Origin of the sequence: Actinokineospora cianjurensis (assembly GCF_003663795.1) — a bacterium.
GTDB classification, from domain to species: domain Bacteria; phylum Actinomycetota; class Actinomycetes; order Mycobacteriales; family Pseudonocardiaceae; genus Actinokineospora; species Actinokineospora terrae.
In genome coordinates this window covers 856,203-881,639 of the sequence record NZ_RCDD01000002.1, presented here as the reverse complement: position 1 = coordinate 881,639, position 25,437 = coordinate 856,203, and the positions used below count along the sequence as shown (strand labels likewise).

The 25,437-nt window shown below is 72.2% G+C and carries 27 protein-coding genes; 15 read left to right on the top strand and 12 right to left on the bottom strand.

What is annotated here, in order from left to right:
* Window positions 1–7: 7 nt before the first annotated feature.
* Together CLV68_RS18490 and CLV68_RS33420 are read left to right on the top strand one after the other, a co-directional pair.
* Entirely contained in the window at window positions 8–679 is a 672-nt protein-coding gene (locus CLV68_RS18490; protein WP_121392075.1) for an acVLRF1 family peptidyl-tRNA hydrolase, read from the top strand.
* 91 nt (window positions 680–770) lie between these two features.
* Entirely contained in the window at window positions 771–1,193 is a 423-nt protein-coding gene (locus CLV68_RS33420) for a hypothetical protein (protein ID WP_147460060.1), read from the top strand.
* Here CLV68_RS33420 and CLV68_RS18485 read toward each other — a convergent pair.
* Window positions 1,190–1,960, bottom strand: a complete 771-nt coding sequence (locus CLV68_RS18485; RefSeq protein ID WP_121392074.1) for an SDR family oxidoreductase — start codon at window positions 1,958–1,960, stop codon at window positions 1,190–1,192. The genes CLV68_RS33420 and CLV68_RS18485 overlap by 4 nt on opposite strands.
* Before the next feature lie 184 nt (window positions 1,961–2,144).
* Between CLV68_RS18485 and CLV68_RS18480 the strand changes: the two genes are divergently transcribed.
* A complete protein-coding gene (locus tag CLV68_RS18480) occupies window positions 2,145–3,773 on the top strand; it encodes an ABC-F family ATP-binding cassette domain-containing protein (RefSeq protein WP_092780247.1) in 1,629 nt (542 codons plus the stop codon).
* A 187-nt stretch (window positions 3,774–3,960) separates the two neighbouring features.
* Window positions 3,961–4,170 (top strand): helix-turn-helix domain-containing protein, encoded by a 210-nt coding sequence (locus CLV68_RS18475; protein WP_092780245.1) that lies wholly within the window; start codon window positions 3,961–3,963, stop codon window positions 4,168–4,170.
* Between the two features lie 27 nt (window positions 4,171–4,197).
* Here the strand turns inward: CLV68_RS18475 and CLV68_RS18470 are convergent, their stop codons facing one another.
* Entirely contained in the window at window positions 4,198–5,496 is a 1,299-nt protein-coding gene (locus CLV68_RS18470; protein ID WP_121392073.1) for a glycosyltransferase 87 family protein, read from the bottom strand.
* A 188-nt stretch (window positions 5,497–5,684) separates the two neighbouring features.
* Here CLV68_RS18470 and CLV68_RS18465 point away from each other — a divergent pair, with 188 nt between their 5' ends.
* Window positions 5,685–7,535 (top strand): ABC transporter ATP-binding protein, encoded by a 1,851-nt coding sequence (locus CLV68_RS18465; protein WP_425454867.1) that lies wholly within the window; start codon window positions 5,685–5,687, stop codon window positions 7,533–7,535.
* A gap of 4 nt (window positions 7,536–7,539) precedes the next feature.
* Here CLV68_RS18465 and CLV68_RS18460 read toward each other — a convergent pair whose 3' ends face one another.
* On the bottom strand, window positions 7,540–8,136 hold the full coding sequence (locus tag CLV68_RS18460) for a response regulator transcription factor (protein WP_121392071.1): 597 nt from the start codon (window positions 8,134–8,136) through the stop codon (window positions 7,540–7,542).
* Window positions 8,133–9,290 (bottom strand): sensor histidine kinase, encoded by a 1,158-nt coding sequence (locus tag CLV68_RS18455; RefSeq protein ID WP_246009955.1) that lies wholly within the window; start codon window positions 9,288–9,290, stop codon window positions 8,133–8,135. The genes CLV68_RS18460 and CLV68_RS18455 overlap by 4 nt, the downstream gene beginning before the upstream one ends.
* Before the next feature lie 148 nt (window positions 9,291–9,438).
* Here CLV68_RS18455 and CLV68_RS18450 point away from each other — a divergent pair, with 148 nt between their 5' ends.
* Both CLV68_RS18450 and CLV68_RS18445 read left to right on the top strand, forming a co-directional pair.
* Window positions 9,439–10,356, top strand: a complete 918-nt coding sequence (locus CLV68_RS18450) for an ABC transporter ATP-binding protein (RefSeq protein WP_121392069.1) — start codon at window positions 9,439–9,441, stop codon at window positions 10,354–10,356.
* The gene (locus CLV68_RS18445; protein ID WP_121392068.1) at window positions 10,353–11,036 is read left to right on the top strand and encodes an ABC transporter permease; all 684 of its coding nucleotides are present in this window, start codon (window positions 10,353–10,355) and stop codon (window positions 11,034–11,036) included. The genes CLV68_RS18450 and CLV68_RS18445 overlap by 4 nt, the downstream gene beginning before the upstream one ends.
* Before the next feature lie 27 nt (window positions 11,037–11,063).
* On the opposite strand, the gene CLV68_RS18440 is transcribed toward CLV68_RS18445, so the two are convergent.
* From CLV68_RS18440 to CLV68_RS35690, 4 genes are read right to left on the bottom strand one after another with little or no spacing between them, the layout of a single operon-like run.
* Window positions 11,064–11,789 (bottom strand): sugar isomerase domain-containing protein, encoded by a 726-nt coding sequence (locus CLV68_RS18440; protein ID WP_121392067.1) that lies wholly within the window; start codon window positions 11,787–11,789, stop codon window positions 11,064–11,066.
* 20 nt (window positions 11,790–11,809) lie between these two features.
* Complete coding sequence (locus CLV68_RS18435) at window positions 11,810–12,373, bottom strand: nucleotidyltransferase family protein (protein ID WP_121392066.1); 564 nt, start codon at window positions 12,371–12,373, stop codon at window positions 11,810–11,812.
* Window positions 12,374–12,392: 19 nt separating this feature from the next.
* Entirely contained in the window at window positions 12,393–13,217 is an 825-nt protein-coding gene (locus CLV68_RS18430) for an alpha/beta fold hydrolase (protein ID WP_121392065.1), read from the bottom strand.
* Between the two features lie 9 nt (window positions 13,218–13,226).
* Window positions 13,227–13,358, bottom strand: coding sequence for a hypothetical protein (locus CLV68_RS35690; protein ID WP_281274673.1), 132 nt, complete (start codon window positions 13,356–13,358; stop codon window positions 13,227–13,229).
* Window positions 13,359–13,682: 324 nt separating this feature from the next.
* Here CLV68_RS35690 and CLV68_RS18425 point away from each other — a divergent pair, with 324 nt between their 5' ends.
* The 7 genes from CLV68_RS18425 to CLV68_RS18395 all read left to right on the top strand — a co-directional run bounded on the left by CLV68_RS18425 (window position 13,683) and on the right by CLV68_RS18395 (window position 21,530).
* Window positions 13,683–14,411, top strand: a complete 729-nt coding sequence (locus tag CLV68_RS18425) for an alpha/beta hydrolase (RefSeq protein WP_246009954.1) — start codon at window positions 13,683–13,685, stop codon at window positions 14,409–14,411.
* A 21-nt stretch (window positions 14,412–14,432) separates the two neighbouring features.
* Window positions 14,433–15,710 carry an NAD(P)/FAD-dependent oxidoreductase gene (locus tag CLV68_RS18420; protein ID WP_121392064.1) on the top strand — a complete coding sequence of 426 codons (1,278 nt, stop codon included), beginning with the start codon at window positions 14,433–14,435 and terminating at the stop codon, window positions 15,708–15,710.
* Entirely contained in the window at window positions 15,707–16,429 is a 723-nt protein-coding gene (locus tag CLV68_RS18415) for a DUF1365 domain-containing protein (protein ID WP_121392063.1), read from the top strand. Before CLV68_RS18420 ends, CLV68_RS18415 begins: the two co-directional genes overlap by 4 nt.
* Complete coding sequence (locus CLV68_RS18410) at window positions 16,426–17,655, top strand: SAM-dependent methyltransferase (RefSeq protein WP_121392062.1); 1,230 nt, start codon at window positions 16,426–16,428, stop codon at window positions 17,653–17,655. The genes CLV68_RS18415 and CLV68_RS18410 overlap by 4 nt, the downstream gene beginning before the upstream one ends.
* A 218-nt stretch (window positions 17,656–17,873) precedes the next feature.
* Complete coding sequence (locus CLV68_RS18405; RefSeq protein WP_121392061.1) at window positions 17,874–19,121, top strand: LCP family protein; 1,248 nt, start codon at window positions 17,874–17,876, stop codon at window positions 19,119–19,121.
* Window positions 19,122–19,324: 203 nt separating this feature from the next.
* A complete protein-coding gene (locus tag CLV68_RS18400; RefSeq protein ID WP_121392385.1) occupies window positions 19,325–20,041 on the top strand; it encodes a peptidylprolyl isomerase in 717 nt (238 codons plus the stop codon).
* A gap of 178 nt (window positions 20,042–20,219) precedes the next feature.
* The gene (locus tag CLV68_RS18395) at window positions 20,220–21,530 is read left to right on the top strand and encodes a helix-turn-helix transcriptional regulator (protein ID WP_121392060.1); all 1,311 of its coding nucleotides are present in this window, start codon (window positions 20,220–20,222) and stop codon (window positions 21,528–21,530) included.
* Here the strand turns inward: CLV68_RS18395 and CLV68_RS18390 are convergent.
* The 4 genes from CLV68_RS18390 to CLV68_RS33410 form a co-directional block, all read right to left on the bottom strand.
* A complete protein-coding gene (locus CLV68_RS18390; protein WP_121392059.1) occupies window positions 21,527–21,991 on the bottom strand; it encodes a peroxiredoxin in 465 nt (154 codons plus the stop codon). The genes CLV68_RS18395 and CLV68_RS18390 overlap by 4 nt on opposite strands.
* A complete protein-coding gene (locus CLV68_RS18385; protein ID WP_121392058.1) occupies window positions 21,988–22,758 on the bottom strand; it encodes a DUF1295 domain-containing protein in 771 nt (256 codons plus the stop codon). Before CLV68_RS18385 ends, CLV68_RS18390 begins: the two co-directional genes overlap by 4 nt.
* On the bottom strand, window positions 22,755–24,041 hold the full coding sequence (locus CLV68_RS18380; RefSeq protein ID WP_246009953.1) for an SAM-dependent methyltransferase: 1,287 nt from the start codon (window positions 24,039–24,041) through the stop codon (window positions 22,755–22,757). Before CLV68_RS18380 ends, CLV68_RS18385 begins: the two co-directional genes overlap by 4 nt.
* Window positions 24,042–24,523: 482 nt before the next feature.
* The gene (locus CLV68_RS33410) at window positions 24,524–24,736 is read right to left on the bottom strand and encodes a hypothetical protein (RefSeq protein ID WP_147460058.1); all 213 of its coding nucleotides are present in this window, start codon (window positions 24,734–24,736) and stop codon (window positions 24,524–24,526) included.
* Window positions 24,737–24,757: 21 nt separating this feature from the next.
* On the opposite strand from CLV68_RS33410, the gene CLV68_RS18375 reads away from it, so the two are divergent.
* Window positions 24,758–25,375 carry a hypothetical protein gene (locus tag CLV68_RS18375; RefSeq protein WP_246009952.1) on the top strand — a complete coding sequence of 206 codons (618 nt, stop codon included), beginning with the start codon at window positions 24,758–24,760 and terminating at the stop codon, window positions 25,373–25,375.
* Window positions 25,376–25,437 lie beyond the last annotated feature (62 nt).

Genomic DNA, 25,437 nt, shown 5'->3' with positions numbered 1-25,437 from the left:
GGGCGGTATGAGCAGGACGCGGGTGGTGGCTGGGGGTGGGCGGGCGGTCGAGGTGCCGGTGGAGCGGGTGGCGGGCTGGTTCACTCGGTTCGGCGACCGCCACCACGGTGTCACCCACACGTCCCTCGGGGCCACGACCGTGGTGTGCACGGCGGCCGACGGTGCCACCGCGAGTGCCGAGGTGCCGTTCCCGCCGTTGGTCGCGGTGGGGGAGTGGGCGGGCCTGGCGATCGGCGGCTTCCTCGACCACCTCGCCGTCCCGCGGCGGGTGGGACTGATCCTGGTGCGCCTCGGCGGGCACAGCCTCGGGGTGGCCGAGCCGGGGCGCGTCCTGGTCTCGCGGACCGACCGCCACCTCGTCCAGGGCCGCAGCGCCGCGGGCGGCTGGTCCCAGCAACGCTTCGCCAGACGCCGCGAGGGCCAAGCCAGGCACGCCATCGAGGCCGCCGCCCACGACATCGCCGAGGTCCTGCTCCCCCGCCTCCCCGACCTCACCGCCACAACACTCGGCGGCGACCGCCACGCCCTCGACACCCTCCGCGCCGACCGCACCCTCGCCCCGGTCTTCGCCCTCGCCACCCCCCGCGTCCTCGACATCCCAGAACCCCGCCGCACAGTCCTGGACGACGCCGCCGAGCGAGTCTTCGCAGTGGAGATCATCGTCCGCGATCCCGCCTGACCTCACGACCGCCCAGCGCCGGGCTGTCGGCGGACCGGCAGGACCGGGCGTTCACAGCGGGCACACAGGTTCGGGGAGGACAGTGTGCGGCATGAGCACGACCCCGTCCCCTGGTGAGTCCACTCCTGAGCCCGTTCGCGACCAAGCGCCGCCTGCTGCCGTGCCCGAGCCGGAACCCGCGCGGGTCGAGGGGCCACCGGCCGAGGTGGTCATCGATTCGCGGCGGACGGTAAGTGTGCTTGTCGCCGGGTTGGCCGGTGCGGTGTTGCTGCTCGTCGGTGGCATCGTGGGGTATGCGATCGGGAACTCCGGGGACCACCCGGGGCGGCACGGCGGGCCTGGTCACTCGTGGCAGGTCGGGCCCGGTCGCCACGGTGGGCCCGGTGTCGACCGGCCTGGGCAGCCCGGGTTCCCGCCCGAGCGCGGTAGGCGGCCGAACACCCCGCCCGCGCCGTCGCCGTCCAGTGTCCTCCCGACGCCGAACCCGACGCCCGTCCCCACGCCGAGCAGCTAGCCCAGGGTGCCGGTGGCCAGGAGGCCGCCGTCCACCCGCACCGTCTCCCCGGTGATCCACGACGCCGCCGGGGAGCACAGGAACGCGACCAGTTCGGCGACGTCCTGCGGTGTGCCCAGGCGCTTCATCGGGTAGGCCGCCGCGGCCTCTTCCTCCCGGTCCTCGTACAGCGCCGTCGCGAACCTGGTCTTCACCACGGCGGGCGCGACCGCGTTCACCCGGATCCCCGGGCCGAGTTGCCACGCCAGTTCCTCGGTGAGCCGCACCAGCGCCGCCTTGCTCGCCCCGTACGCCGCGATCACCCCCGACGACCGCAGCCCGGCCACCGAGGCGATGTTGATCACAGCGCCGCCGTGCTCCGCCATCCACGCGTGGTAGGCCAGCTGCACGAACCCCAGCGCCGCGACCACGTTCGTGTCGAAGATCTTGCGCACCCCGTCGAGGTCCGCGTCCACCAGCGGCCCGTGCACCGGGTTGATGCCGGTGTTGTTGACCAGCACGTCCAGCCCGCCCAGCTCGGCGACCACGCGCGCCACCACCGCCTCGCGGTCCTCGTCGCGCCCGGTGTTGCCCGCCACCGCCAGCACCCGCGCGTCCGGCACGGCGGCAACGACCGACGCGGCCGCGGCGTCCAGGTCGGCCTGCTTGCGGGAGCTGATGGCGACCGCGGCGCCCCGGCGGGCCAGCTCGGTGGCGATGGCCAGGCCGATGCCCCGGCTCGCCCCGGTGACCAGCGCCGCCCTGCCCGCGTACTCGGCTGTTCCCATGGTCGGACTCTAGCCGGCGGGAAACCCGTGGCGCGGCGCGGCTAGACTGGGTCCCGTGGTTATCACCGAAGGGGATCGAGCGGGCAGGGCTGTGCTCACCGACTGATGGGCCAGTGGGCTCGCGGGTCACGGCACGCGAGCGGATCACCCCTGCCCACGACCACCGCACCCACGGAGCTCCCCCTTGATCACCGCAACTGACCTCGAACTGCGCGCGGGCTCGCGCATCCTGCTCTCCGACGCCTCCCTGCGGGTGCAGGCCGGGGACCGCATCGGCCTCGTCGGCCGCAACGGCGCGGGCAAGACCACCACCCTGCGCGTGCTCGCGGGCGAGGGCGAGCCCTACGGCGGCGACCTGCGCCGCACCGGCGAACTCGGCTACCTGCCGCAGGACCCCCGCGAGGGCGACCTGTCGGTCACCGCGAAAGACCGGGTGCTCTCCGCGCGCGGCCTCGACGAACTGCTGCGCGAGATGGAGAAGGCGCAGACGGCCATGGCCGAGCACGCCGACGACTCCGTCCGCGACAACGCGGTCCGCAAGTACGGGCGGCTGGAAGAGCGCTTCTCCGCACTCGGTGGGTACGCCGCCGAGAGCGAGGCCGCGCGGATCTGCTCCAACCTCGGCCTGGCCGACCGGGTGCTCGCCCAGCCGCTGCGCACGCTCTCGGGTGGTCAGCGCCGCCGGGTCGAGCTGGCCAGGATCCTGTTCGCCGCGTCCGAGGCGGGCGCTGGCGGCGGTTCCGGCACGATCCTGCTGCTCGACGAGCCGACCAACCACCTCGACGCCGACTCGATCACCTGGCTGCGCGGGTTCCTCAAGGGCCACAGCGGCGGCCTGGTGGTCATCAGCCACGACGTGGAACTGCTCGGCGACGTGGTCAACAAGGTGTGGTTCCTCGACGCCATGCGCGGCGAGGTCGACATCTACAACATGGGCTGGAAGCGCTACCTCGACGCGCGCGCCGCCGACGAGAAGCGCCGCAGGCGCGAGCGGGCCAACGCCGAGAAGAAGGCGGGCGTGCTCATGGAGCAGGCCAACAAGATGCGCGCCAAGGCCACCAAGGCGGTCGCCGCGCAGAACATGATCAAGCGCGCCGAGAAGCTGGTCTCCGGCCTCGACGACGTCCGCCAGTCGGACAAGGTCGCCAAGATCCGCTTCCCCGAGCCTGCGCCCTGCGGCAAGACCCCGCTGCTGGCCGAGGGGCTGAGCAAGTCCTACGGCTCGCTGGAGATCTTCTCCGGCGTCGACCTGGCCATCGACAAGGGCTCCAGGGTCGTCATCCTCGGCCTCAACGGCGCGGGCAAGACCACCCTGCTGCGGCTGCTCGGCGCCATGGAGACCCCCGACTCGGGCGAGGTCATCGCCGGTCACGGCCTGCGGTTGGGCTATTACGCCCAGGAACACGAGACGCTCGACCACTCCGCCAGCGTGTGGGCCAACATCCGGCACGCCGCGCCCGACACCGGCGAGCAGCAACTGCGGTCGCTGCTGGGCACGTTCCTGTTCACCGGTGAGCAGCTCGACCAGCCTGCCGGAACCCTCTCCGGCGGCGAGAAGACCAGGCTCGCGCTGGCCGGGCTGGTCTCCAGCGCCGCCAACGTCCTGCTGCTCGACGAGCCGACCAACAACCTCGACCCGGCCAGCCGCGAGCAGGTGCTCGACGCGCTGCGCCGCTACTCCGGGGCGGTCGTGCTGGTCACCCACGACCCCGGCGCGGTCGAGGCACTGGAACCCGAGCGGGTGATCCTGCTCCCAGACGGCAGCGAGGACCACTGGTCGGCCGAGTACCTCGAACTCGTTCAGCTGGCCTGAAATTGGCCGTTTTGCTGGGATCTTGTATTCACAGATCACGCTGAGTCCCAGTGGTGCCGCCGCCGGTGATCAGCGGCGGCGGCAACCATTTGCGCGTCTCGTCTGGCATTTCGCGCGGCGGTGTTCGATCATTGCGGCGGTAGGGGCCACCCGTGGCCCCGGCCACACGTGACGGAAGGCGGACAACGTGGCTGACCTCAAGAAAGGCGCACGGATCACCGGCGCCCTGCGCGACAAGCTCGCCACCGACTTGAAGAAGAAGTACGAGAAGGGCGCCAGCATCAGGGCGCTCGCGGAAAGCACCGGCCGTTCCTATGGATTCGTGCACAGAGTGCTCTCGGAGTCCGGCGTGACGCTGCGCGGGCGAGGCGGAGCGACGCGGACGAAGAAGAAGTAAACCCCGCCTGGGTGCGGCGGCGTCGGCTCAGGCCGTGCGCGGTCCACCCGGCGGGCTGTCCACACCGGAGCGATCGGCCGGTGCGGGCACCCCGGTTCCCACCCGGGCCGGTCCACCCCGGTCCTGGGCCCGGCCTGCCGCGATGGCGGCGCCTGCCAGCACCACGGGGTACACCAGGTAGCCCCAGCGGGTCGCGGGCGCGAGCACGATCGCCAGGCCGAGGCCGACCGCGGTGCACGCCAGCGCGTCCCCCGCCGTCCTCGGTGGACGGACGAGCACCCAGGTCGCCGTGGCGGCGGCGGCCAGTCCCAACAGGACGAGTGCCACGGCGTGCCCGACCGGCCCGAGCCCGGCGACCAGGTGTCCCGGCAGCGGGCTGGACGCGGGCGAGGACGCCTGCCCGAGGCCGACCGGGAACTTCACCACGTGCTCGACGAACGACGTCGGGTCGGCCAGCAGCACCGGGAGCACCACGGCCGACCCGACCACGACGAGCGCGGCGGTGAACGCGCCCGCGGCCCGCCACCCCCGGGTGGCGGCGACCCCGATGGCGAGCACCGCGACCGCGGGCAACGCGGTCAACTTCATGGTCACCAGCACCGCGCCGAGAGCGCCCGCGCCCCACGCGCTGGCCGGGTCGGCGCGGTAGGCGAGCGCGGCCGCGGCCACGATCAGCGCCACCACGGCGACGTCGTCCCCGGCGGCGGCGAGGGTGAGCGCCGTCAGCGGGCTGGCCACGACCAGGTGCCCGGCGCGCACCGGCAGCAGCGGCTTGCCCAGCGCGTACCAGGCGAGCAGCAGCGCGCCCGCGGTCACCAGCAGGAACGCCACCCTGGCGTCGGTCAGCGGGTGGTCGCCGAACAGCGCGCGCGGGAACCCGAACACCGTCATCGACGGGCCGTACGGGGTGTAGTCGTCGGGGTGCGGTGCCCGGCCGAGGGTCGCCAGGTCGGTGTACGGGGTGCCGTGCGCGAACAGGTCCCGCGCGGACCGCTCGATGACCCAGACCTCCGGCTGCGCCGGGAACGACCACGGCCACGGACCCCAGGTGAACGTCGGCGACCGCCGCAACGCCAGGTACAGCAACGGTGCCACGGTCGCCACCACGGCTGTCACCCACACCGGTAGCCACCGGGACCCCCGTCCGGTGACGGCGATCCACGCGGTGACGAGCAGCGCGGCCAGGTACCCGGCGATCGCGAAGTTGCCCCACACGCGGTAGCCGTAGAACTCCGAGGCGAACGCGGTGATCACGGCGAAGACGAGGGCGCCGCCGTAGAGGGCGAGGTCCAGCCAGAGCGCTCGACGCGCGGGAGCACCCTGCATAGCCTCCGCTGTCCTCCTCGCGCCGTTGTTCCCAGATTACCGAGCACCGATCCGGCACCGGTGTCGGGGCCGAGGGGTGGGCCTGCTGGAGTTGGGGAACGTCCCGGTGTGGCCCGGCGTTGCACAACGGCGTCCGGTCGACACCGGACGGCGAGGAGAGGGGACGCGTGGACAGTCCGCGCAGGCTGATGGCGGGAGCGGTGCGGGCGGCCGACGCGCCGAAGGGGATCCGACCGGGCACGGTGCGGCGGGTGTGGGGGTTCAGCGCCCGGCACCGGCCGCGGCTGGCGCTGTTCCTGGTGCTGACCGTGGTGTCCTCGGCGCTCGGGGTGACCACGCCGCTGCTGGCGGGCCGGGTGGTCGACGAGATCGTGGGTCGGCACGCGGTGTCGGCGGTGGTGTGGCTGGCGGTGGCGATCGCGGGGCTCGCGGTGGTCGGCGCCGGTTTGGGGCTGGCCGAGCGCAAGCAGTCGTCCATGGTGGGGGAGGGGCTGATCCACGACCTGCGCCGCGCGGTGTTCGAGCACGTGCAGCGGATGCCGGTGGCGTTCTTCACCAGGACCAGGACGGGCGCGCTGGTCAGCAGGCTCAACAACGACGTGATCGGGGCGCAGCGCACCTTCACCTCGGTGCTGTCAGGTCTGGTCGGCAACAGCATCCAGTTGGTGCTGTCCCTCGGGGTGATGCTCACGCTGTCCTGGCAGGTGACCGTGCTCGCGCTGGTGATGTTGCCGGTGTTCGTGCTGCCCACCAGGCGCGTGGGGCGGCGGATGGCGGACCTGCAACGCGAGTCGGCCGGGTTGTCGGCGGCGATGACCACGCAGATGACCGAGCGGTTCTCGGCTCCCGGCGCGACTCTCGTCAAACTGTTCGGGCGACCCGCGGACGAGGCGGCGGAGTTCGGGGCGCGGGCCGCGCGGGTGCGCGACATCGGGGTGCGCACGGCGATGGCGAGCCGCTGGTTCCTCACCGGGTTGCAGCTGGTGTCGGCGTTGGCGCAGGCCCTGGTCTACGGGCTCGGCGGGTACCTGGCGCTGACCGGGAGCATCGCGCCGGGCACGGTGGTGGCGCTGGCGCTGCTGCTGACCCGGCTGTACTCGCCGCTCACCGCGCTGGCCAACGTGCGGGTGGACGTGATGACGGCGCTGGTGTCGTTCGAGCGGGTCTTCGAGGTCCTGGACCTGACGCCGATGGTGGCCGAGAAGGAGCGGCCGGTGCCGCTGCCCGCCGGTGGGGTGTCGGTGGAGTTCGACGACGTGCGGTTCGGGTACCCGGCGGCGGAGAAGGTGTCACTGGCGTCGCTGGAGGACGTCGCGGTGCTGGACCAGCGCGGCGGGCACGAGGTGCTGCACGGGGTGTCGTTCCGCGCCTCGCCCGGGCAGCTGGTCGCCCTGGTGGGGCCTTCCGGCGCGGGCAAGTCGACCATCGCCGGGCTGGTGCCGCGGCTCTACGACGTCGACTCCGGCGCGGTCCGGCTGTCCGGTGTGGACGTGCGCGACCTGTCGTTCGCCGACCTGCGCGCCGCGGTCGGGGTGGTCACCCAGGACGGGCACCTGTTCCACGACACGATCATGGCCAACCTGCGCTACGCCAACCCCTCGGCGACCGAGACCGAGGTCCGCGCCGCGGTGGCCGCCGCCCGGCTGTCCACAGTGGTCGACGCGCTGCCCGACGGCCTCGACACCGTCGTCGGTGAACGTGGCTACCGCCTCTCGGGCGGCGAGCGCCAACGGCTGACCATCGCCAGGCTCCTGCTGGCGCGGCCCTCGGTGGTGGTGCTCGACGAGGCCACCGCGCACCTGGACTCGGAATCGGAGGCAGCGGTCCAGGAAGCCCTGGCCGACGCCCTGCGCGACCGCACCGCCCTGGTCATCGCCCACCGGTTGTCGACGATCCGCGCCGCCGACCTGATCCTGGTCGTCGAGAACGGCTCGATCACCGAACGCGGCACCCACCACGACCTGCTCGCCGCCAACGGCCGCTACGCCACCCTCTACCGCACCCAGTTCACCGACGACCCGACCCCCACGGCGAGCTGAGCGGCTAGATCCAGCCTTCTTCCCAGGCGAGGCGGGCGGCGTCGTGGCGGGAGGTGACGTTGAGCTTGGTCATGGCGGAGGACAGGTAGTTGCGGACGGTGCCGTGAGCCAGGTGGACGGCGGCGGCGATGTCCAGGACGGAGCCGCCGGTCCTGGTGTGGCGGAGGACTTCCAGCTCGCGGGCGGTCAGCGGGCAGGCGTCCTCGGTCAGCGCGCTCGCGGCGATCTCGGAGTCGACGTACCTGGCGCCCGCGTGGACATCGCGCAGGATCGCGGCGAGCCGGGCGGCTGGGGTCGTCTTGGGCACGAACCCCCGCACCCCGGCGGCCAACGCCCTGCGCAACACCCCCGGCCGAGCGTGCCGCGTCACGATCACCACAGCCGTCCCCGCCCCGATCTCCGCCGCCGCGGCAATCCCGTCCAACCGCGGCATCTCCAGATCCAGCACAGCGATATCCGGCGAGTGCACCCCCACCGCGGCCACCGCCGCCGCCCCATCACTGGCCTGCGCGACAACGGAGATGTCCGGCTCCAACTCCAACAACGCCGCCAACGCCCCCCGGATGAGGTCCTCGTCATCGGCCAACACCACCCGGATCACGGAACCGCCGCCTCGCTGATCAGGCGGAAGGTGCCCGGTTCCTGTTCGCTCCGCACCGTCCCGCCCACGACGGCGAAGCGCTCCCGCAGACTCTGCAAGCCACTGCCCGGTGTCGATACCCGAGGCTCCACCCCGTCGTTCGACAGCACTACCCGCACCCGGCCACCGTCCACATCAATCGTCAGCGAGCACTCTCCAGCCGCACTGTGGCGCAGGATGTTCGTCGTCCCCTCCCGCACCAGGATCCCGAACAGTGGCTGTAGTGGCGGCGGCACGTCGGTAGCGCTACCTCGCACAGTCGCGTTGATTCCCGCGGCCCGCAGGATGTCCACCGCGTTCCCGATCTCCGTGGACAGGCTCGACCGCCGGTAGCCGTGCACCACCGCGCGGGTTTCCCGCAACGCGGTCCGGGCCAGTTCGCTCACCTCGGTCGCCTGCGCCCGGGCCGCCGCGTCGTCGTGACCCACCAAGCGGGCCGCCAGTTCGCCCTTGAGGGCGATGACCTGGAGGTGGTGGCCCTGGATGTCGTGCAGTTCGGCGGCGAAGCGGAGGCGTTCCTCGGCCACCGCGAGCTCGCCTGCCACCCGCCGGGCCTGGTCGAGTTGGCGGACCATGGACCACAGCCAGACCTGCAGGTAGTTGCAGAAGGTGAAGAACGGCACCGTCAGGGTCACGACCACCACCGACACCGCGGCGCCCTCGGGCGCGGGCTGCCCGGCCACCGCACCGGCGACCAGGCCGGACACCGCGACCGCCAGACCGGCGGCCACCGACAGCGGCCAGCGCCACCAGGTCTCGACCATCGGCAGCCACGCGGCGAGCACCAGCGCGCACGGCAGCGACCAGCCGAACCCCGTCGGCTCCTGCGCCACGGCGACCCACCAGGCAAGAAGGGTGACCGCGATCGTCACCGCCACCTCCCCGCGCCGCGCCGTCGCCGTGCGCAGGCCGGGCATGCTGAACCCGCTGATCCGCACGTACTGGACGAGGCCGAGCGCGGCGGCGGGGGCGAGCAGCGCGGCGGTCGGCGCGTTGTGGCGCAGCCCGACCAGGTCCAGCGCCAGGAGCAGCGCGACGAAGACCACCGCCACCATGAGCGAGACCAGGATGTAGCGCCGCACCCGGTCCATGAGGTTGCGCGACAGTCGGTCCACACGGTGAATGTAGGGGACACCGCGACCCGACCGCCGGGGCCCGGTGGTAGTCCTGACATTTGTCACGCCGGGGACGTGCCGAATCTCCCGGGTACACCTGATCGGTGGCGCTATCCGCCCGCTGCCCGGTTCGAGCAGACTCCGGGGCATGAGGAAACCGGTGATCGAGGTGCGGGGGCTGCACTGCCGCTACGGGCCGTTCGAGGCCGTGCGCGGGGTGGACCTCGACGTGGCGGAGGGGGAGTTGTTCGCGCTGCTCGGCACGAACGGCGCGGGCAAGACCACCACCCTGGAGGTGCTGGAGGGGCTGCGGGCGCCCAGCGAGGGCACGGTGCGGGTGTTCGGCCTGCGGCCCGACGCCGACCGGGCGCGGATCCGCCCGCGCACCGGGGTGCTGCTGCAGGACAGCGGCGCGGGCGGCACGCTGACCGTCGTCGAGACCCTGCGGCTGTGGCGGTCGCTGACCTCCCGACCCTCCGATGTGGACAAGGCGCTGGCCGCGGTCGGGCTCGACCACCGCGCCGACGTGCGGGTGAATGCCCTCTCCGGCGGAGAGCGCAGGCGGCTCGACCTCGCCGTCGCGACCCTCGGCGAACCCGAACTGCTCTTCCTCGACGAGCCGACCACCGGCCTCGACCCCGAGTCGCGCAGGCGGACCTGGGCGCTGGTGCGCGACATGGTCGCCCGCGGCACCAGCGTGCTGCTGACCACCCACTACCTCGAAGAGGCCGAGCACCTCGCGCACCGGCTGGCGATCATGCACGAGGGCCGGGTCGCGGTCAGCGGCACGCTGGTCGACGTGCTGGAGCGGGAGGCGTCCCGGATCGGGTTCGTCGTCCCGCCCGGGGTCACCGCCGCCGACCTGCCCACCGTCGCGGGCACCCTCGACCGCGACGCCTTCGCCGCGGGCCGGGTCGAGATCCGCACCCGCGCCCTGCAGGACGACCTGGCCGTGCTGCTGGCCTGGGCCGCCCACCGCGACCTGCAACTGGCCCGGTTGCGCGCCACGCACGCGTCGCTGACCGAGGTCTTCCACAACGTCCAGGACAAGGGGGCCACGGCATGAACCCGGTCATCGCGCTCGCCCGCGCCGAGGTGCTGCAACTGCTGCGCAACAAGACCACCGCGTCGATGGTGTTGGTGCTGCCGATCGTGTTCGCCGCGATGTTCCTGTTCGGCTCCGGAGAGCAGGACTGGGACCTGGCGATCACCATGCTGCTCGTCGGCGCGCAGGCGCTCAGCGTCTACATCAGCTCGACAGCCGCGATCGCCGCGCGCCGCCAAGATCTCTCGCTCAAGCGGTTCCGGGCGGGGGAGCTGCCGGACCTGGCGATCCTCGCGGGCGTGCTCTCGCCGTTCGCCGTCATCGGCCTGGCCCAGAGCGTGCTGCTGACCGGCGTGGTGTTCGCCGCCGGGGCGCCGGTGCCGGGCAACCCGCTGGGGCTGGTCATCGCGATCGTCGGGGGAGTCGCGGTGAACGCGGCGGTCGGACTGCTCACCGCCGCGTTCACCGCCTCCGCCGAGGCCGCGCAGATCACCACCGCGCCGTTCTTCTTCGCCGCGCTCGGCGGCGCGATCTGGGCCCTCACCACCGGCAGCCCGTGGGCGACCGCGCTACCGGGCGGGGCGATCGCCGCCCTGGTCGGCGGTGAGGACGTCCTGCGCCCACTGGCGTCCCTGGTGGTCTGGACCGTGGTGGCCGCCGCGCTCGGCCTGCGCCACACCAAGTGGGACCCCCGCGACTAGTCCCGGGCGGGTGGGTGGCGGGAGGGATCAGCCCAGTTGCGGGACGCGGTCGCCGTAGCGCTCCAGCAGGCTCGCGTTGGCCGCGTCGCCGCCCTCCACGTTCGAGCTGCGCCACAGCGGCAGGTCGACGCCCGCCGCGGCGGCCTTGTCGAACACCCTGGCCAGCACCTGGTTCCACAGGTAGGCGTTGCTCAACGTGGACAGTGACGCGGTCACCGGGGACTGCTCGGGGTAGCTCACGTCGCCGGGGCCGGTGAGGGTGTCGAGGATGATGGTGGCGTTGAGCGAGAGCTTCGTGCCCGCCCGCGGCGGGGTGTCGGCGGAGGCCACCGGCGAGGTCACCGCCACCACCGGGCACCCGGCCTCCAGCGCGGTCACCGCGAGCTCGACCGGGTAGTGGTTGATCCCGGAGTTGGAGAAGACGAACAGCACCTCGTGCCCGGTGCGGGTCACCAGCCCGAACACCGACCTGGCCAGCCCCGGTCGCCGCTCCGCCGCCGTCGCCCGCCGCGCCCCGCCGAAGACCTGCAGCTCCTCGGTGAACAGCGGCCGCACGCAGGCGAGGCCACCCGCGCGGAAGAACGTCTCGGCGACCGCGGCCAGCGAGTGCCCCGCGCCCGCGGTCAGCACGAGCCCGTCCGCGCGGACGCAGGCGAGCACGAGGTCGGACACGTCGTCGAGCGCGTCCGCGTTGTGCGCGCCGACCTTGGCCAGGTGCGTCAGAACCTGGTCGCCGTAGACGTCTTCCGGCATGGTGCCTCCTCGTATCGTGGTCAGTCGAGATCTTCGGGACGGTCCGCGTCGGCACCGTCGGCCACGTCCCCGCACGGGACGTCGACGACCGGGTGCCCGGCCAGGTAGGGCCGCGCGCCGGTGTCGCCGACGGCCAACTCGGCGACCCCCGCCCAGTGCGCGCGTCCGATGAGGACCGGGTGTCCGGGAACCCCGGCGTAGGTGGCCCGTGCCAGCGCGTCCGGCGCGGCGTGGGCGGCGAGCCTGGCGACCGCGGCGGCGGTCACACCGGGAGTGTCCACGGGGAGCACGACGACCGCGTCGGCCCCGGTGCCGTCGAGCGCGGCGAGACCCAGCCGCAGCGACGACCCCATCCCGGTGGTCCAGACCTCGTTGTGCACGACGGTCGCGGGCAGCGGCGGTACCCGCTCCGCGCCCGCCCCGAGCACGACGATTGTGGGCGCGCAGTCGGCCAACGCCAGGATCGCGTGCTGCACCAGCAGTCCACCGCGGTAGGGGGCCAGCGCCTTGGGCATGCCGAAGCGCCTGCCGCCACCCGCGGCGAGCACCAGCCCCGCCACGCGCGCACCGCCGGAAACCGCCATGGCGGCAGCCTAGAGGCAGCTACCGCAGATGATCGAGTAGCAGGCCCGCCATCAGGTCGGGAGCTTCCTGCGGCACCCAGTGCGACGCCTCGTCCACCAGTTCGAATCGGTATAGACCATTCACCCAAGCGCCGCAGCTCAGCGCCGCCGTGGACCCGACCGCGACGTCCTCGCCGCCCCACACGTACATCGTCGGCACCGCCACCGGGTCGGGGAGCACGTTCCACCGTTCGGCCCGGAACCAGTTCAGCGCCGCGGTCAGCGCGCCCGGCTCGGAAAGCCGCGAGACGTACTCGTCGACCTCGGACCGCGGGACCCGCCACTCGAACAGCTGCCGCAACGCCGCCGCGTTGTCCGCGAGCAACCGGCGCTCGGCCGACCGCTCCTTGAGGACCGGCACGTGCTGCGACCGCATCCGCTGGTCCTCGTCCTCGCGCAGCGCCGCCGCGAGCGCGGCCGGGTGCGGCGCCGACACCGCGGTGAGCGTGCGGACGCGCTCGGGGTGCGCCGCGGCCAGGTGCCAGGCCACCACCGCGCCCAGGTCGTGGCCGACCAGGTCGAACTCGGGCATGTCGACCGCGTCGGCCACCGCGAGCACGTCGCCGACGAGGGCATCCACCTGGTAGTCGGCGACGTCGTCGGGTCGCACCGAGGGGGAGTAGCCGCGCTGGTCGAAGGCGACCGCGCGCAACCCGGCGTGCCCGAGCACATCGACGTGGTGCTCCCACGCGATCGCCGCCTGCGGGAACCCGTGCAGCAACAACACCGGCCGACCAGAGGCAGGCCCCGCCCCCACCGCGTCGAAGGTCCCCACCCCGGTACTGATCTGCCGATGCTCACCCACCGCGGCAGGCTACTGACCGCCACCGACACCCTCGACCCCGCCCGCGCCCGGCACTCCGACCACGACCACCACCCTGGCCGCGACCACCACCCTGGCCGCGACCACCACCCTGGCCGCGACCACCACCCTGGCCGCGACCACCACCCTGGCCGCGACCGGTACTCGAATGCGACCGGCACCTCGGCCGCGCCCGCGCCCCTCGCCGACCGACGCCCTCGACCGACCGACACCCGACCGCGACTGGCGCCTCTGCCGCTACCGGCACCCCAACCGGCGCTGGCACCGTGACCGCGACTGGCGTCCCCTCCGCGCTCCACCGACCGGGCTCCCACCGACCGGCGTCCCCACCGCGATCCACCAATCGCGATCCCACCGACCGCGATTCGGTGGCCACGATCCGTTGACCTCGTTGTCGGTGGCTTTCTCCCACCAAGCCGAATCGCGTGTTTGCGCGAAGATGTTGCTGTGACCCCCGCGAGCCACCCGAGGACCCCAGCGACCGGCCCCGTGCCGAAGATCACCGTGTACGGGGCGGACCCCGGCGCTGTCCGTGCGGTCGTGCTCGTGTTGCACGGCGGCCGTGAGCACGGCCACGGCCGGGTTGCCCGTCACCAGCTCGCCTACCTGCGGATGGTGCCCTTCGCCAAGGCCATCGCCAGGGTCGGCGCCGAGTACGGCATCGCGGCCTGGCTGGTGCGCAACCGCTACCGCGGCTGGAACGCCCCCGACCTGCACCCCGTCCAGGACGCCAGGTGGGCCCTCGACGAGGTCCGCCGCGTGCACGGCGAGGTCCCGGTGCTGCTGGTCGGGCATTCGATGGGTGGCCGGGTCGCGCTGCGGGTCGCCGATGACCCGTCCGTGGTCGGGGTGTGCGCGCTCGCCCCGTGGACGCCCAAGGGTGAGCCGGTCGAGCAGTTGGCCAATCGCGAGGTGCTCATCGCGCACGGCGTCCTCGATCGGATGACCGATCCGCGGCTGTCCTACGACTACGCCCGCCGGGCCAAGACGATCACCGAGCGGGTCGCCCGGTTCGACGTGCGCGGGGAGCGGCACGCGATGCTGCGCCGCGCCGACCAGTGGACCGAGTTGGTCACCGGTTTTGTCCTCGGGGCCTTCGCCACCCAACCGGGGGACCCCCGGATTACGAACGCCATGCGACAGCCCTCACCCGGAGGGCTGCGGGTGCCGCTCTAGCGGCGACCGGGAGGAGGAGCAGTGGCCGGTGGCGACAGACGGCGGGTGGCGGTCATCGGGAGTGGGGTCGCGGGCCTCACCGCCGCCTACCTGCTCCAACGCCGCTACGACGTGACCCTGTTCGAGGCGGACGACCGCGTCGGCGGGCACGCGCACACCCACGACGTGCCCACCCCCGACGGCGGCACCACCCAGGTCGACACCGGGTTCATCGTGCACAACGAGCGCACGTACCCGAACCTGCTGCGACTGTTCGGCGAGCTCGGCGTGGCGACCAGGGACACCGAGATGTCGATGAGCGTCCGCTGCGACGGCTGCGGCCTGGAGTACGCGGGCGCTCGCGGGCTACCGGGCGTGTTCGCCCAACCACGCAACCTGCTGCACCCGCGCTACCTGGCCATGTTGGCCGAGGTGAAGCGGTTCCACCTGCACGCCAAGCGGGTCCTGCGCGCCGACGACCCGGGTGAGCTCACCCTGCGCGGGTTCGTCGTGGTCGGCGGGTACTCCCAGTACTTCGTGGACCACTTCCTCATCCCCGTCGTGTCCGCCGTGTGGTCGTCCGGGCCCGAGCTGAGCATGCGGTACCCGGCGCGGTACCTGTTCCGGTTCCTGGACAACCACGGCCTGCTGTCGGTCACCGGGTCCCCGCTGTGGCGGACCGTGGTCGGCGGCTCGCGCACCTATGTGGACCTCATCGCCAAGCAGGTGACCTCCGTCCTGGTGTCCACCCCGGTGCGCGCGCTGGCCCGGCGCGGCGACCACGTCGAGGTCCGCGACGACGCCGACCACGCGCACCGGTTCGACCGCGCCGTGGTCGCCACCCACCCCGACCAGGCCCTGCGGCTGCTGGCCGAGCCGACCGCCGACGAGCGCGAGGTGCTCGGCGCGATCGAGTACTCCACCAACGAGACGATCCTGCACACCGACCCGTCAGTCCTACCGCGCACGGAGAGGGCCAGGGCGTCCTGGAACTACCTCAAGCCCACGTGTGACTCGCATGGCGGCCCGGTGCAGGTCAGCTACCACATGAACCGGCTGATGGGTCTAGCCGAGCCCGAGGACTACGTGGTCACGCTCAACGCCACCGACCTGGTGGCCGAGAAGTCCGTCCTGCGGCGGATGACCTACCACCACCCGATCTACACCCCGGAGTCCGTGGCGGCGCAACGCAGGCTGCCCGAGCTCAACGACGGCGTCGTCGCCTACGCCGGTGCCTACCACGGGTGGGGCTTCCACGAGGACGGCTGCCTGTCCGGCGTCCGCGCGGCGGCGTCCCTCGGGTCTGGCTGGGACGGATGACCCCCGCGCTCTACGACGCGACCGTCCGGCACGTCCGGATGGAGCGGATCGACAACGCCTTCGAGCACCCGGTGTACCTCTGGTACGTCGACCTCGACGACCTGCCCCGGCTGCCCCGCTGGCTGCGGCCGTTCGCCCGGTTCGAGGCGCGCGACCACCTCGGCGACCCCGACCGGTCCATCAAGGACAACCTGGCAGGCTGGCTGGCCGGGCAGGGCATCACGGTCACCGGTCGGGTCCTGATGCTGGCCAACGCCCGCGTGCTCGGCCACGTGTTCAACCCGCTCACCGTCTACTGGGTGCACGACGCCGATGGCGCGCTGGAGTGCGTCGTCGCCGAGGTCCACAACACCTACGGCGAGCGGCACTGTTACCTGCTGCGCACCGACGAGGCCGGGCGCGCGGACACCGACAAGGAGTTCTACGTCTCACCCTTCCTCGAGATGGGTGGCCACTACCAGATGCGGTTACCCCAGCCGGGGCAGCGGCTTTCCCTCACGGTCACCCTGCGGCAGAACGGAACCGTCCCGTTCACCGCGACCCTCACCGGGAGCCACCGCCCCGCCACCACCAACCAGGTCGCGCGCATGGTGCTGCGCCGACCGCTGATGACGCTGCGGGTCACCACTCTGATCCGCGCGCACGGCATCGCGCTGTGGCTGCGCCGGATCCCCGTGGTCCGCCGCCCCCGGCACGCCAGGCAAGAAGGAGTCCAGTGACCGAGCTGACCACCCGCCCCGCCAACGACGCCCACGACTGGGGCGACCTGTTCACCCCGCCGTGCGACCCCACCAGGGCGCGCATCGCCAGGGCGCTGTTCCAGCACGCCGTGCGCACGCTGCCGGTGCGCGTCGTGTTCCCCGGCGGCCGCAGGCTCGGCGCGGGCGGCCCCGGGTCGCCCGTCATGCGGGTGCACCGGCCCTCGGCGTTCTTCCACCGCCTCGGCGTCGACTCGAAGATCGGTTTCGGCGAGTCGTACATGGTCGGCGACTGGACATCGACGATGCTGCCCGAACTGCTCACCGCCTTCTCGGCGCGGATGGCGCGGCTGATCCCGACGCCGCTGCAGGTGTTCCGCAGGCTGGTGGACCGCCGCCAGCCGGAGGCGGAGGAGAACACGCTCACCGGGTCCCGCAACAACATCCACCGGCACTACGACCTGTCCAACGAGCTGTTCGAGCAGTTCCTCGACGAGACGATGACCTACTCGTCGGCCCTGTTCGAGCCCGGTTCCACCGACCTGGTCGCCGGTCAGCACCGCAAGCTCGACAGCGTCCTGGACTACGCGGGCGTGCGGGCGGGCAGCCACGTGCTGGAGATCGGCACCGGCTGGGGGTCGTTGGCGATCCGCGCCGCCCAGCGCGGCGCCAGGGTGACCTCGCTGACCATCTCCGCCGAGCAGAAGGCCCTCGCCGAGCGGCGGGTCGCCGAGGAGGGTCTGTCCGACCGGGTGCAGGTGCTGTTGCGCGACTACCGCGAGGCGCACGGCAGCTACGACGCCGTGGTCAGCGTGGAGATGATCGAGGCGGTGGGGGAGCGGTACTGGCCCACCTACTTCCAGACCGTGGACCGGCTGCTGCGGCCGGGCGGGCGGTTCGGCCTGCAGTCGATCACCATCCCGGACGACCGGCTGCGCGCCACCCGCGGCGGCTACACCTGGATCCACAAGTACGTGTTCCCCGGCGGCATCCTCCCGTCACCGGAGGCGATCGACCGGTCGCTGGTGGGCACGGGCCTGCGGGTCGGGCAGTACCGGGACTTCGGGCTCGACTACGCCCAGACGCTGCGGCAGTGGCGGGAGCGGTTCCTGGCCAACTGGGCGGGCATCGCCGCGCTCGGCTTCGACGACACCTTCCGGCGGCTGTGGGAGTTCTACCTGGCCTACTGCGAGGCGGGGTTCGCGTCCGGGTACATCGGGGTGCGGCAGATGTCCATCGGGCGTTGAGGGCGGTAGGTGTCCCGTGGGTGGCTGAGCGCGGCAGATGTCGATCGGGCGTTGACCCTCGACCCTGGTGATCTTGGTGGGGGCCCGCCGGCTACGGTGTGCGCGCGGTGCGCCGCCGGTGGGCAACCCATCCCGGTCGTCCCGCGTCCTGACGGGTGAGGTGGGAGAATCCCACGGGTGAGGGGTCGGTCTGTGACGCGCCAGGTGGGTGGGCTCCGATGAGTTCAGGGATGGGTCCTGGGCAGCAGCCGAGGCCGCGCTACAACCCGACCAGGAAGATGGAGCAGCCCGGGTCCGACAACCGGCCGCCGCCCTACCGGCCGGAGCCGGTGCCGAAGTACCAGCCGACGTCCTACCAGCCGCAGCCGAACCAGAACCGGCCCCAGCCGCCGCCCCGGCAGCAGCCCCGCGCCTACCAGCCGGAGCAGCCGCGCACGCCGTCCGGTCCTCCTGGACCGCCTGCCCGCCCCGGCTCGCCCGGGTTCGCCGGTGGGGTGCCGCCGCGTCGGCGCAGGCGCAAGGGCCGGATCGCGCTGATCGCGTTGGCCGTGGTGGTGGCGTTGTTCGGCGGGGTGTGGGTGTACCTGGAGACCTCGATCAACCGCGTGGCCGCGCTGACCGACTACGAGGGCAGGCCCGCGGCGGGGTCGGGCACCAACTGGCTGATCGTCGGGTCCGACAGCCGCGAGGAGCTCTCCGCCGAGGACGAGGCGCGGCTGGCCACCGGTGACGCGAAGGGCAAGCGCACCGACACGATCATGCTGATGCACCTGCCGGACAACGGGACCAAGCCGACGCTGGTGTCGCTGCTGCGCGACTCGCTGGTCGACATCCCCGGCAAGGGGCAGAACAAGCTCAACGCCGCGTTCGCCTTCGGTGGCGCGCCGCTGCTGGCCAAGACCGTCGAGCTGGAGACCGGGCTGCGGCTGGACCACTACATCGAGATCGGCTTCGGTGGGTTCGCCGACGTCGTCGACGCGGTCGGTGGCGTGGAGATGTGCCTGGACGCTCCCATGGAGGACCCGCTCGCGGGCATCAACCTCCCCGCGGGCTGCCAGGAACTCGATGGTGCCAACGCCCTCGGTTATGTCCGCACTCGTAAGGGCCCGCGCGCCGACCTGGACCGCGTGATCCGGCAGCGCGCGTTCATCGGGGCGCTGACCGACAAGGCCACCAGTTTCGGCACGCTCATCAACCCGTTCCGCGTCATCCCGCTGCTCGCGAGCGCGCCGGACGCCATCACCCTCGACGAGGGCGACCACCTGCACAACCTCCCGAGCCTCGCCCTCGCCATGGGCGCGGGTGACGGGTTGTTGACCACGACCGTCCCGTTCAGCGGCTCCAAGAGCGTGAAGGGCGTCGGCTCCGCGATCGTCTGGGACGAGGCCAAGTCCAAGAAGCTCTTCGGCGCACTGCGCACCGACGCCGAGGTTCCCGCCGACGTGATCGTCGCGCCGCCGAAGTAGCGATCCGTGGACCCGGCCGCAGCGGTGCGTGGTCGGGTCGCGGAGGCTGCGGGAATCCGTGGGGGCGCGGGGTGTTTGGGCCATTCGGCCGTGCCGGGGTGCCGTCGCGCGCACCTGTTCTGGTGACGGCGCGACGGCCTACCCTCGCCGTCGGCACCCGATACCCGGGCGCCGACTAGGAGGAACTCGTGACGTCCGTGCTCATCCGCGGTGTTGTCATCGCGGCGTTGGCGTTGTCCGCCGCCGTGGTCGTTCCCGGTGCCGCCTCGGCTGCTGCGGACCAGCCGCCGAAGGTGACCAAGGGTCCGTGCCAGTACACCGAGACCCCGGACGACCCCGCCGCCCGCCCGGTGGGCCTGCCCCGCGACCCGCGGCACACCCCGAGCCGGGGGACGGTCAAGGTCGACCTGCCCACCAGCCAGGGCGCCATCGGCCTGACCCTGGACCGGGCGAAGGCGCCGTGCACGGTGCAGAGCTTCCTGCACCTGGCCGAGCACCGGTACTACGACTTCACCACCTGCCACCGCCTCACCGCCTACCCGACCCTCAAGGTCCTGCAGTGCGGCGACCCCACCGGCACCGGCGAGGGCGGCCCCGGCTACAAGTACAAGGACGAACTCCCCACCGACCTGCCCACCTGGCCGGGTGACACCACCGGCACCCGCAAGGTCTACGCCCGTGGCCTGCTCGCCATGGCCAACGCGGGCCCAGCCACCAACGGCAGCCAATTCTTCCTCGTCTACGGCGACTCCCGCCTCCTCGCCAACTACACCGTCTTCGGCTCAGTCGACGCCCGCGGCCTGGCCACCCTCGACAAGGTAGCCGCGGGCGGCATCCAGCCCACCACTGACAACCCCGCCCCGGTCGACGGCACCCCCATCAAGACCACCAAGATCCTCCGCGCCCACGTCCGCTGCTGATCGCCCTGATCCCATGAAAGCCAACGGGTCGTGCCCCCACAAGGGACACGACCCGTTGGCTTTCAAGCACTCCCGCCGATGCCCTGACCGCAACGGGTGGTACTCCCGGTCGAGACGCGACCTGTTGCCGCAGCCGCTGCTACGGTCGCCTCCCGTCCAGATCCGGAACGGAGTGCCCATGGCCAAGCGAACCCGGTTGGCGCGCCTGCGCAAGGCCACCGGCTACACCCAGGAACGCCTCGCCGAAGAACTCGGCGTCGACCGCACCACGGTCATCACCTGGGAGGCGGGTACCCACTCGCCGTCCCCGCACCTGCGCCCGAAACTGGGCCACCTTCTCGCCGTCTCGCGCCGCGAACTGGCCGACATCCTGGACGAGGCGGCCAATTCGAGCCAGCCGGATGACATTCGGCGTAGTCAACAGGAGTGGCTCACTGTTCGGCGGGCGCCGGGAGTGCGAGGGCGGGAGCTCAGCGAACTCGCCGCCTGGCTCTACCCCGAGTCGGTCCGAGCCCCCGGCGGGCACGTGCTCGCAGGCCCCGGTTGGCTTCTCGATCACCCCGTCGAACTCGACGACGTGCGCCTCACCTGGCGCGAGACACCGTTGCCGCCCGCTCGTCCCGTCGACCAAGTCCTCCCGTTGACCGACCGTGGAACGCTCTACGACGGCTACAGCCGCGCTGTGCGGGACATCGTGCGGCCCCGGCTCATGGAGAACCGTCCCAGCTACCGCCTGACCGGCGTCGACACCTCCGCCGGGCTCACCCTCGACTTCGGGCTCACCACCTTCTTCGCCGTGTTCGACGTCAAACAGGCCGTGGCGCACGAGTTCAAGGAGAAGTGGCTGCGCGGTGGGCGAGCGCTACCGACCTGGGATGATCTGCCGATCCGGACCGCCGTCGGTGATCCGTTCGACCCGGGCACCTGGCTGATGTCGCCGGGCATCTCGACCCTCACCCTGCGCCGGGACCGCGACGGGAACCACGGGTTCGTGCTGCACGAGCGCGATGGCGCCAAGGTCGCCGACGGTGGCGGTCTCGCCCACGTCATGCCCGCGGGTGAGTTCCAACCGGTGTCCGACCCGCGGGCCGACTTCTCGTTGTGGCGCAACATCATGCGGGAGTTCTCCGAGGAGTTCCTCGGCAATCCCGAGCACGACGGCATCGCCGCGGGCCCGGTGGACTACACGTCGGCGTCGCCATACCGCGAGCTCACCGCGTTGCGCGAGAGTGGTGATCTCACGCTCTGGCACTACGGGCTCATCATGGAGCCGCTGGAGTTGGGCGCCAGTCAGCTGACCGTCGCGGTGTTCGACGGCGAGGAGTTCGACGCGTTGGTGGGGCACGGCGGGTTCGTCAATGACGAGGGGACCGCCGTGCTGCACCCGTTCACTGTGGACGGTGTGGCCCGGTTGGAGCCGAGGTTGTCCGGTAGTGCGCTGACCCTGCTCCGGAAAGCGTTGCGGGATCAGGGAGAGCTGCTCGGCTAGGCCGTCTTGGCGAGGCGTTCGCGGAGGACTTCCAGGGCCTTGTCGGCGTGGACGGCCATGCGGAGTTCGCTCTTGATGGCGGCGAGCACCGTGCGGTCGGTGTCGATGACGAAGGTCATGCGCTTGGTGAGCAGCGGCCCGAAGCGGCGGCGGACGCCGAACTGGGTGGCGACGGTGCCGTCGGTGTCGGCGAGCAGGGGGTAGTCGAAGGAGTTGATCTCCGAGAAGCGGGCCTGCTTGGCCACGTCGTCCGGGCTGATGCCGACCCGGTGCGCGCCCACCTCGGCGAACTCCTCGGCCAGGTCGCGGAAGTGGCAGGACTCCGCGGTGCAGCCGCCGGTCATCGCGGCCGGGTAGAAGAACAGGACGACCGGGCCCGTCTCCAGCCACTCGCTCAGCGTGCGCGGGGTGCCGGTGTCGTCGGGGAGGGTGAAGTCCGGTGCGGTGTCGCCCGTCCTCATGCGCGGGTTCCTCTCTTCGGGGGGAGCGGGAAGAACCCGCTCGTGCGCGCCACGTAGTCGGCGTAGCCGGGGCGGCTGGTCGACAGGTGGCGTTCGGTCAGGGGTTTGCCGGTGCCCTTGGCCAGCAGGTACGTCATGAGCACCGGCGACGCCAGGGTGGCGGCGCCGAGCCACGAGTGGCACGCGGTGAGGTACACGCCCCACCACACGCACGCGTCGCCGAAGTAGTTGGGGTGGCGGGTGTAGCGCCAGAGCCCGGTGTCGAGCACGGTCCCCTTGGTCGACGGGTCGGCCTTGAAGCGGGCCAGTTGCCAGTCTCCCACGGTCTCGAACACCAGGCCCACCAGCCACACCGCGACGCCCGCGTAAGTCACCGCGGTGACCCTGCCGTGCTCGGCGGCCAGCACCGGCAGCGACACGAACCACATGATCGCCGCCTGCGGCAGGAACACCCGGCGCAGCATGTGCAGCCGGGGGTCGCCCTGGGCGTTGCCGAGGATCTCGACGTACCTGCGGTCCTCCGGCTGGCCCCGGTTGCGCCGGTGGATGTGCACGGCCAGCCGCACGCCCCACAGCACGACCATCGCCGTCACCGTCAACCGCAGCGCCAAGTCCCCTGTGGACACCAAGCACGCGACCACGGCGACGGCCGCGAAACCCAGCCCCCACACCGTATCGATCAGGTCCCAGCGCCCGCGCCGGACGCTGATGACGAACGTGGCCCCGATAACGGCGGCCACCACACCGAGCGCGACGAGCAGGATCACACCGACTCCGAGGCGAGCAGCTCCGCGCGGGTCCGGGGCAACCCAGCGACCCCCGCCGCGGTCGGACGAACGGCCAGCACCTGGTGCACCCCGATCCGGTTCTCCTCGAACGCCAACGCGCTCCCCGCCATGTAGAGCCGCCAGACCCGCGTGGTCGTCTCCCCGGCCAACGCGACCAGTTCGTCCCACCGCGACTCGATCGTCTCGCCCCACGCCCGGCACGTCCACACGTAGTGCTCCCGCAACGCCTCGACGTCGCGGACCTCCAGACCCGTGTCCTCCAGCATGTCCACGGTCTGCCCCACCGGCCGCATGTTCATGTCCGGCGCGATGTAGGTCTCGATGAACGACCCACCGCCCTGCGCCACGGCCCCGCGCGACATCTGCTGCAACAGCAACCGGCCCTCGGGCTTGAGCATCCGGAACAGCGTCTCGGCGTACCGCGGGTAGTTCTCGGCGCCGACGTGCTCGCCCATCTCCAGCGTGCCGATCGCGTCGAACGGCTCGTCGGTCAGCTCGCGGTAGTCCTGCAACCGCACGTCGACCCGGTCGCCGAGCCCCTCGGCCGCGATCCGCTCCAGCACGAAGTCCCGCTGCTGCTCCGAGAGCGTGATCCCGGTGACGTGCACCCGGTGGTGCTTGGCCGCGTGGATCGCCAGCGACCCCCACCCGCAGCCCACGTCGAGCATCCGCATGCCCGGCCGCAGGCCCAGCTTCACGCAGACCAGCTCCAGCTTGTCCCGCTGCGCGTCCTCGACGCCGTAGTCGGGCGCGTCCGAGGTCCAGTACGCGCAGGAGTACGCCATGTTGGGGTCCAGCACCCGCTCGTAGAAGGCGTTGGACATGTCGTAGTGGTGCGCGATCGCCGCCCGGTCGCGGTGCCGGGTGTGCTTGCGGCCGGAGAGCCGGGCCTCCTCGGCGGGCGGGCGCGGGCGGGGACCGACCAGACCGAGCCGCACACCGGTACCGACCAGCGACAGCTTGTCCTTGACCGTGACCTTCCGGATCCCGCCGCCGCGCGCCATCGCCCAGAACAGGGACAACGCCTCGCCGAGATCACCGTCGACGTCCAGCTCACCGGAGACGTACGCGCGCGCGAGCCCGAGCTCGTTCGGGTCCCACAGCAGCCGCCGCAGCGCCCGCCGGTCCCGCACGACCGCCACCGGCCCGCCCTCCGGCCCCGCCTCACTGCCGTCCCAGGCCCGCACCCGCAGGGGCAGCGGTCCACCGAGCACCCGCTCCGCGACCTCGACGAGCACCGGGGCGACTGGGGATGTGGCCACGCGCGACTCCCAACTTCCGACTTCGAGCTGATCCCGACCACGGGTCATTCGGTCCAGCCACCGCCGGGGATGGGTCGCGCGCGCGGGAACACGATTGGGCGACAACCCGCGGGCAGGGTGGTAACCGACACCGTGCGGGCGTGGTCGACACCGGACGAACGGATCGGGCGCGGTCGTCACCGTGCCTGCTGCGTCGTGACGAGCGAGAACGCCGCACCAACCCCCCACCCGCCGCACCAACCCCAGCCGCCGCACCAACCCCCGCCGCCGCACCAACCCCCAGCCGCCGCGCCCCGGCCAAGATCAACTCCGCTCCGGGGGCCCACCCTCCCGGGGCCCGGGGCCCCATCTCTGAACGTAGCGCTTCGTCGGGTTTGTCAATATCCCTGGCACCGGACCTGTGGACAGGTGGTCGCCTTGGGGATAACTCGGGTCTGGTCCGCGGCGGCGAGTGCCATCGCCGGTGACCACGTGCCCGACGCTCACGCGGAACTGGGCGCCGCGGTCGACGCTGCGGGGTGGTCGGCACTTGGCGGGTCGCGGGCCACGTGCAGGCCGGTCGGCCACGGCTCGGCGGCCAGCAGCGCGGCCACCGCTGGGCCGCGGCGTCCTCGGCGTCCTGCCAGCCAGCCCTGGTCGTGCCCGGCCGGTGGGGTGGTGGTCGGCGTTTGGCGGGTGGGTGGGGAGGTGGACAACTTTGGCGGGTGGGTGGGGAGGTGGACAAGACTGTGTGGGTGAACGAGGTCGTCGTCCGGGGCAGTCGGGTGGCCAGGGTGGTCAGCGAGGTGTGCTCGCCCGCGGTCGTGGTGTTGCTGCTCCCGCTGGTCGTCGCCTGGTCGGCCACCGGTGGCGACATAGCGCGCACGCTGCTGTGGGGCCTGGAGGTCGCGCTGTTCTCCAGCGTGCTGCCGATGGTCTTCATCGTCCGCGGTGCCAGGGCGGGCCGGTGGGACACCCACCACGTCCGCGACCGCGAGCACCGGTTCGTCCCCCTCGCGGTCGGCCTGGGGTCCACCGCGGTGGGCATCGCGATCCTGGTGGTCGCCGATGCTCCGCGCGAGGTGTTGGCGTTGTCGTTGTCGATGTTCGCGACGCTCACCGTGTGCGTCGCGATCACCCGGCGCTGGAAGATCTCGCTGCACGCCGCGGTCGCCGGGGGAGCGGTGGCGATGGTGGCGCTGCTGCACGGACCGTGGTCGTTGCTGCTGGTGCTGCCGGTCGTCCTGGTCTGCTGGTCGCGCGTGGTGCTGGGCGACCACACCGTGGCGCAGGTCGTGGTGGGCGCGCTGGTGGGTCCGCTGGTCGGTGGAGTGGTTTTCCTGGCCCTGGTCTGACGCTGGGTGAGCGGTGGTCACCCGAACGGCCGGTTGTCGGGTGAGGAAGCTTCAGGTCTGCC

What these genes read in the sequence shown, in the direction of transcription:
- CLV68_RS18490 (WP_121392075.1), top strand. Translation starts at nt 8, where the DNA reads ATGAGCAGGACGCGGGTGGTGGCTGGGGGTGGGCGGGCGGTCGAGGTG.
- CLV68_RS33420 (WP_147460060.1), top strand. Translation starts at nt 771, where the DNA reads ATGAGCACGACCCCGTCCCCTGGTGAGTCCACTCCTGAGCCCGTTCGC.
- CLV68_RS18485 (WP_121392074.1), bottom strand. Translation starts at nt 1,960, where the DNA reads ATGGGAACAGCCGAGTACGCGGGCAGGGCGGCGCTGGTCACCGGGGCG.
- CLV68_RS18470 (WP_121392073.1), bottom strand. Translation starts at nt 5,496, where the DNA reads ATGCAGGGTGCTCCCGCGCGTCGAGCGCTCTGGCTGGACCTCGCCCTC.
- CLV68_RS18465 (WP_425454867.1), top strand. Translation starts at nt 5,685, where the DNA reads ATGGCGGGAGCGGTGCGGGCGGCCGACGCGCCGAAGGGGATCCGACCG.
- CLV68_RS18450 (WP_121392069.1), top strand. Translation starts at nt 9,439, where the DNA reads ATGAGGAAACCGGTGATCGAGGTGCGGGGGCTGCACTGCCGCTACGGG.
- CLV68_RS18445 (WP_121392068.1), top strand. Translation starts at nt 10,353, where the DNA reads ATGAACCCGGTCATCGCGCTCGCCCGCGCCGAGGTGCTGCAACTGCTG.
- CLV68_RS18440 (WP_121392067.1), bottom strand. Translation starts at nt 11,789, where the DNA reads ATGCCGGAAGACGTCTACGGCGACCAGGTTCTGACGCACCTGGCCAAG.
- CLV68_RS18435 (WP_121392066.1), bottom strand. Translation starts at nt 12,373, where the DNA reads ATGGCGGTTTCCGGCGGTGCGCGCGTGGCGGGGCTGGTGCTCGCCGCG.
- CLV68_RS18415 (WP_121392063.1), top strand. Translation starts at nt 15,707, where the DNA reads ATGACCCCCGCGCTCTACGACGCGACCGTCCGGCACGTCCGGATGGAG.
- CLV68_RS18405 (WP_121392061.1), top strand. Translation starts at nt 17,874, where the DNA reads ATGAGTTCAGGGATGGGTCCTGGGCAGCAGCCGAGGCCGCGCTACAAC.
- CLV68_RS18395 (WP_121392060.1), top strand. Translation starts at nt 20,220, where the DNA reads ATGGCCAAGCGAACCCGGTTGGCGCGCCTGCGCAAGGCCACCGGCTAC.
- CLV68_RS18390 (WP_121392059.1), bottom strand. Translation starts at nt 21,991, where the DNA reads ATGAGGACGGGCGACACCGCACCGGACTTCACCCTCCCCGACGACACC.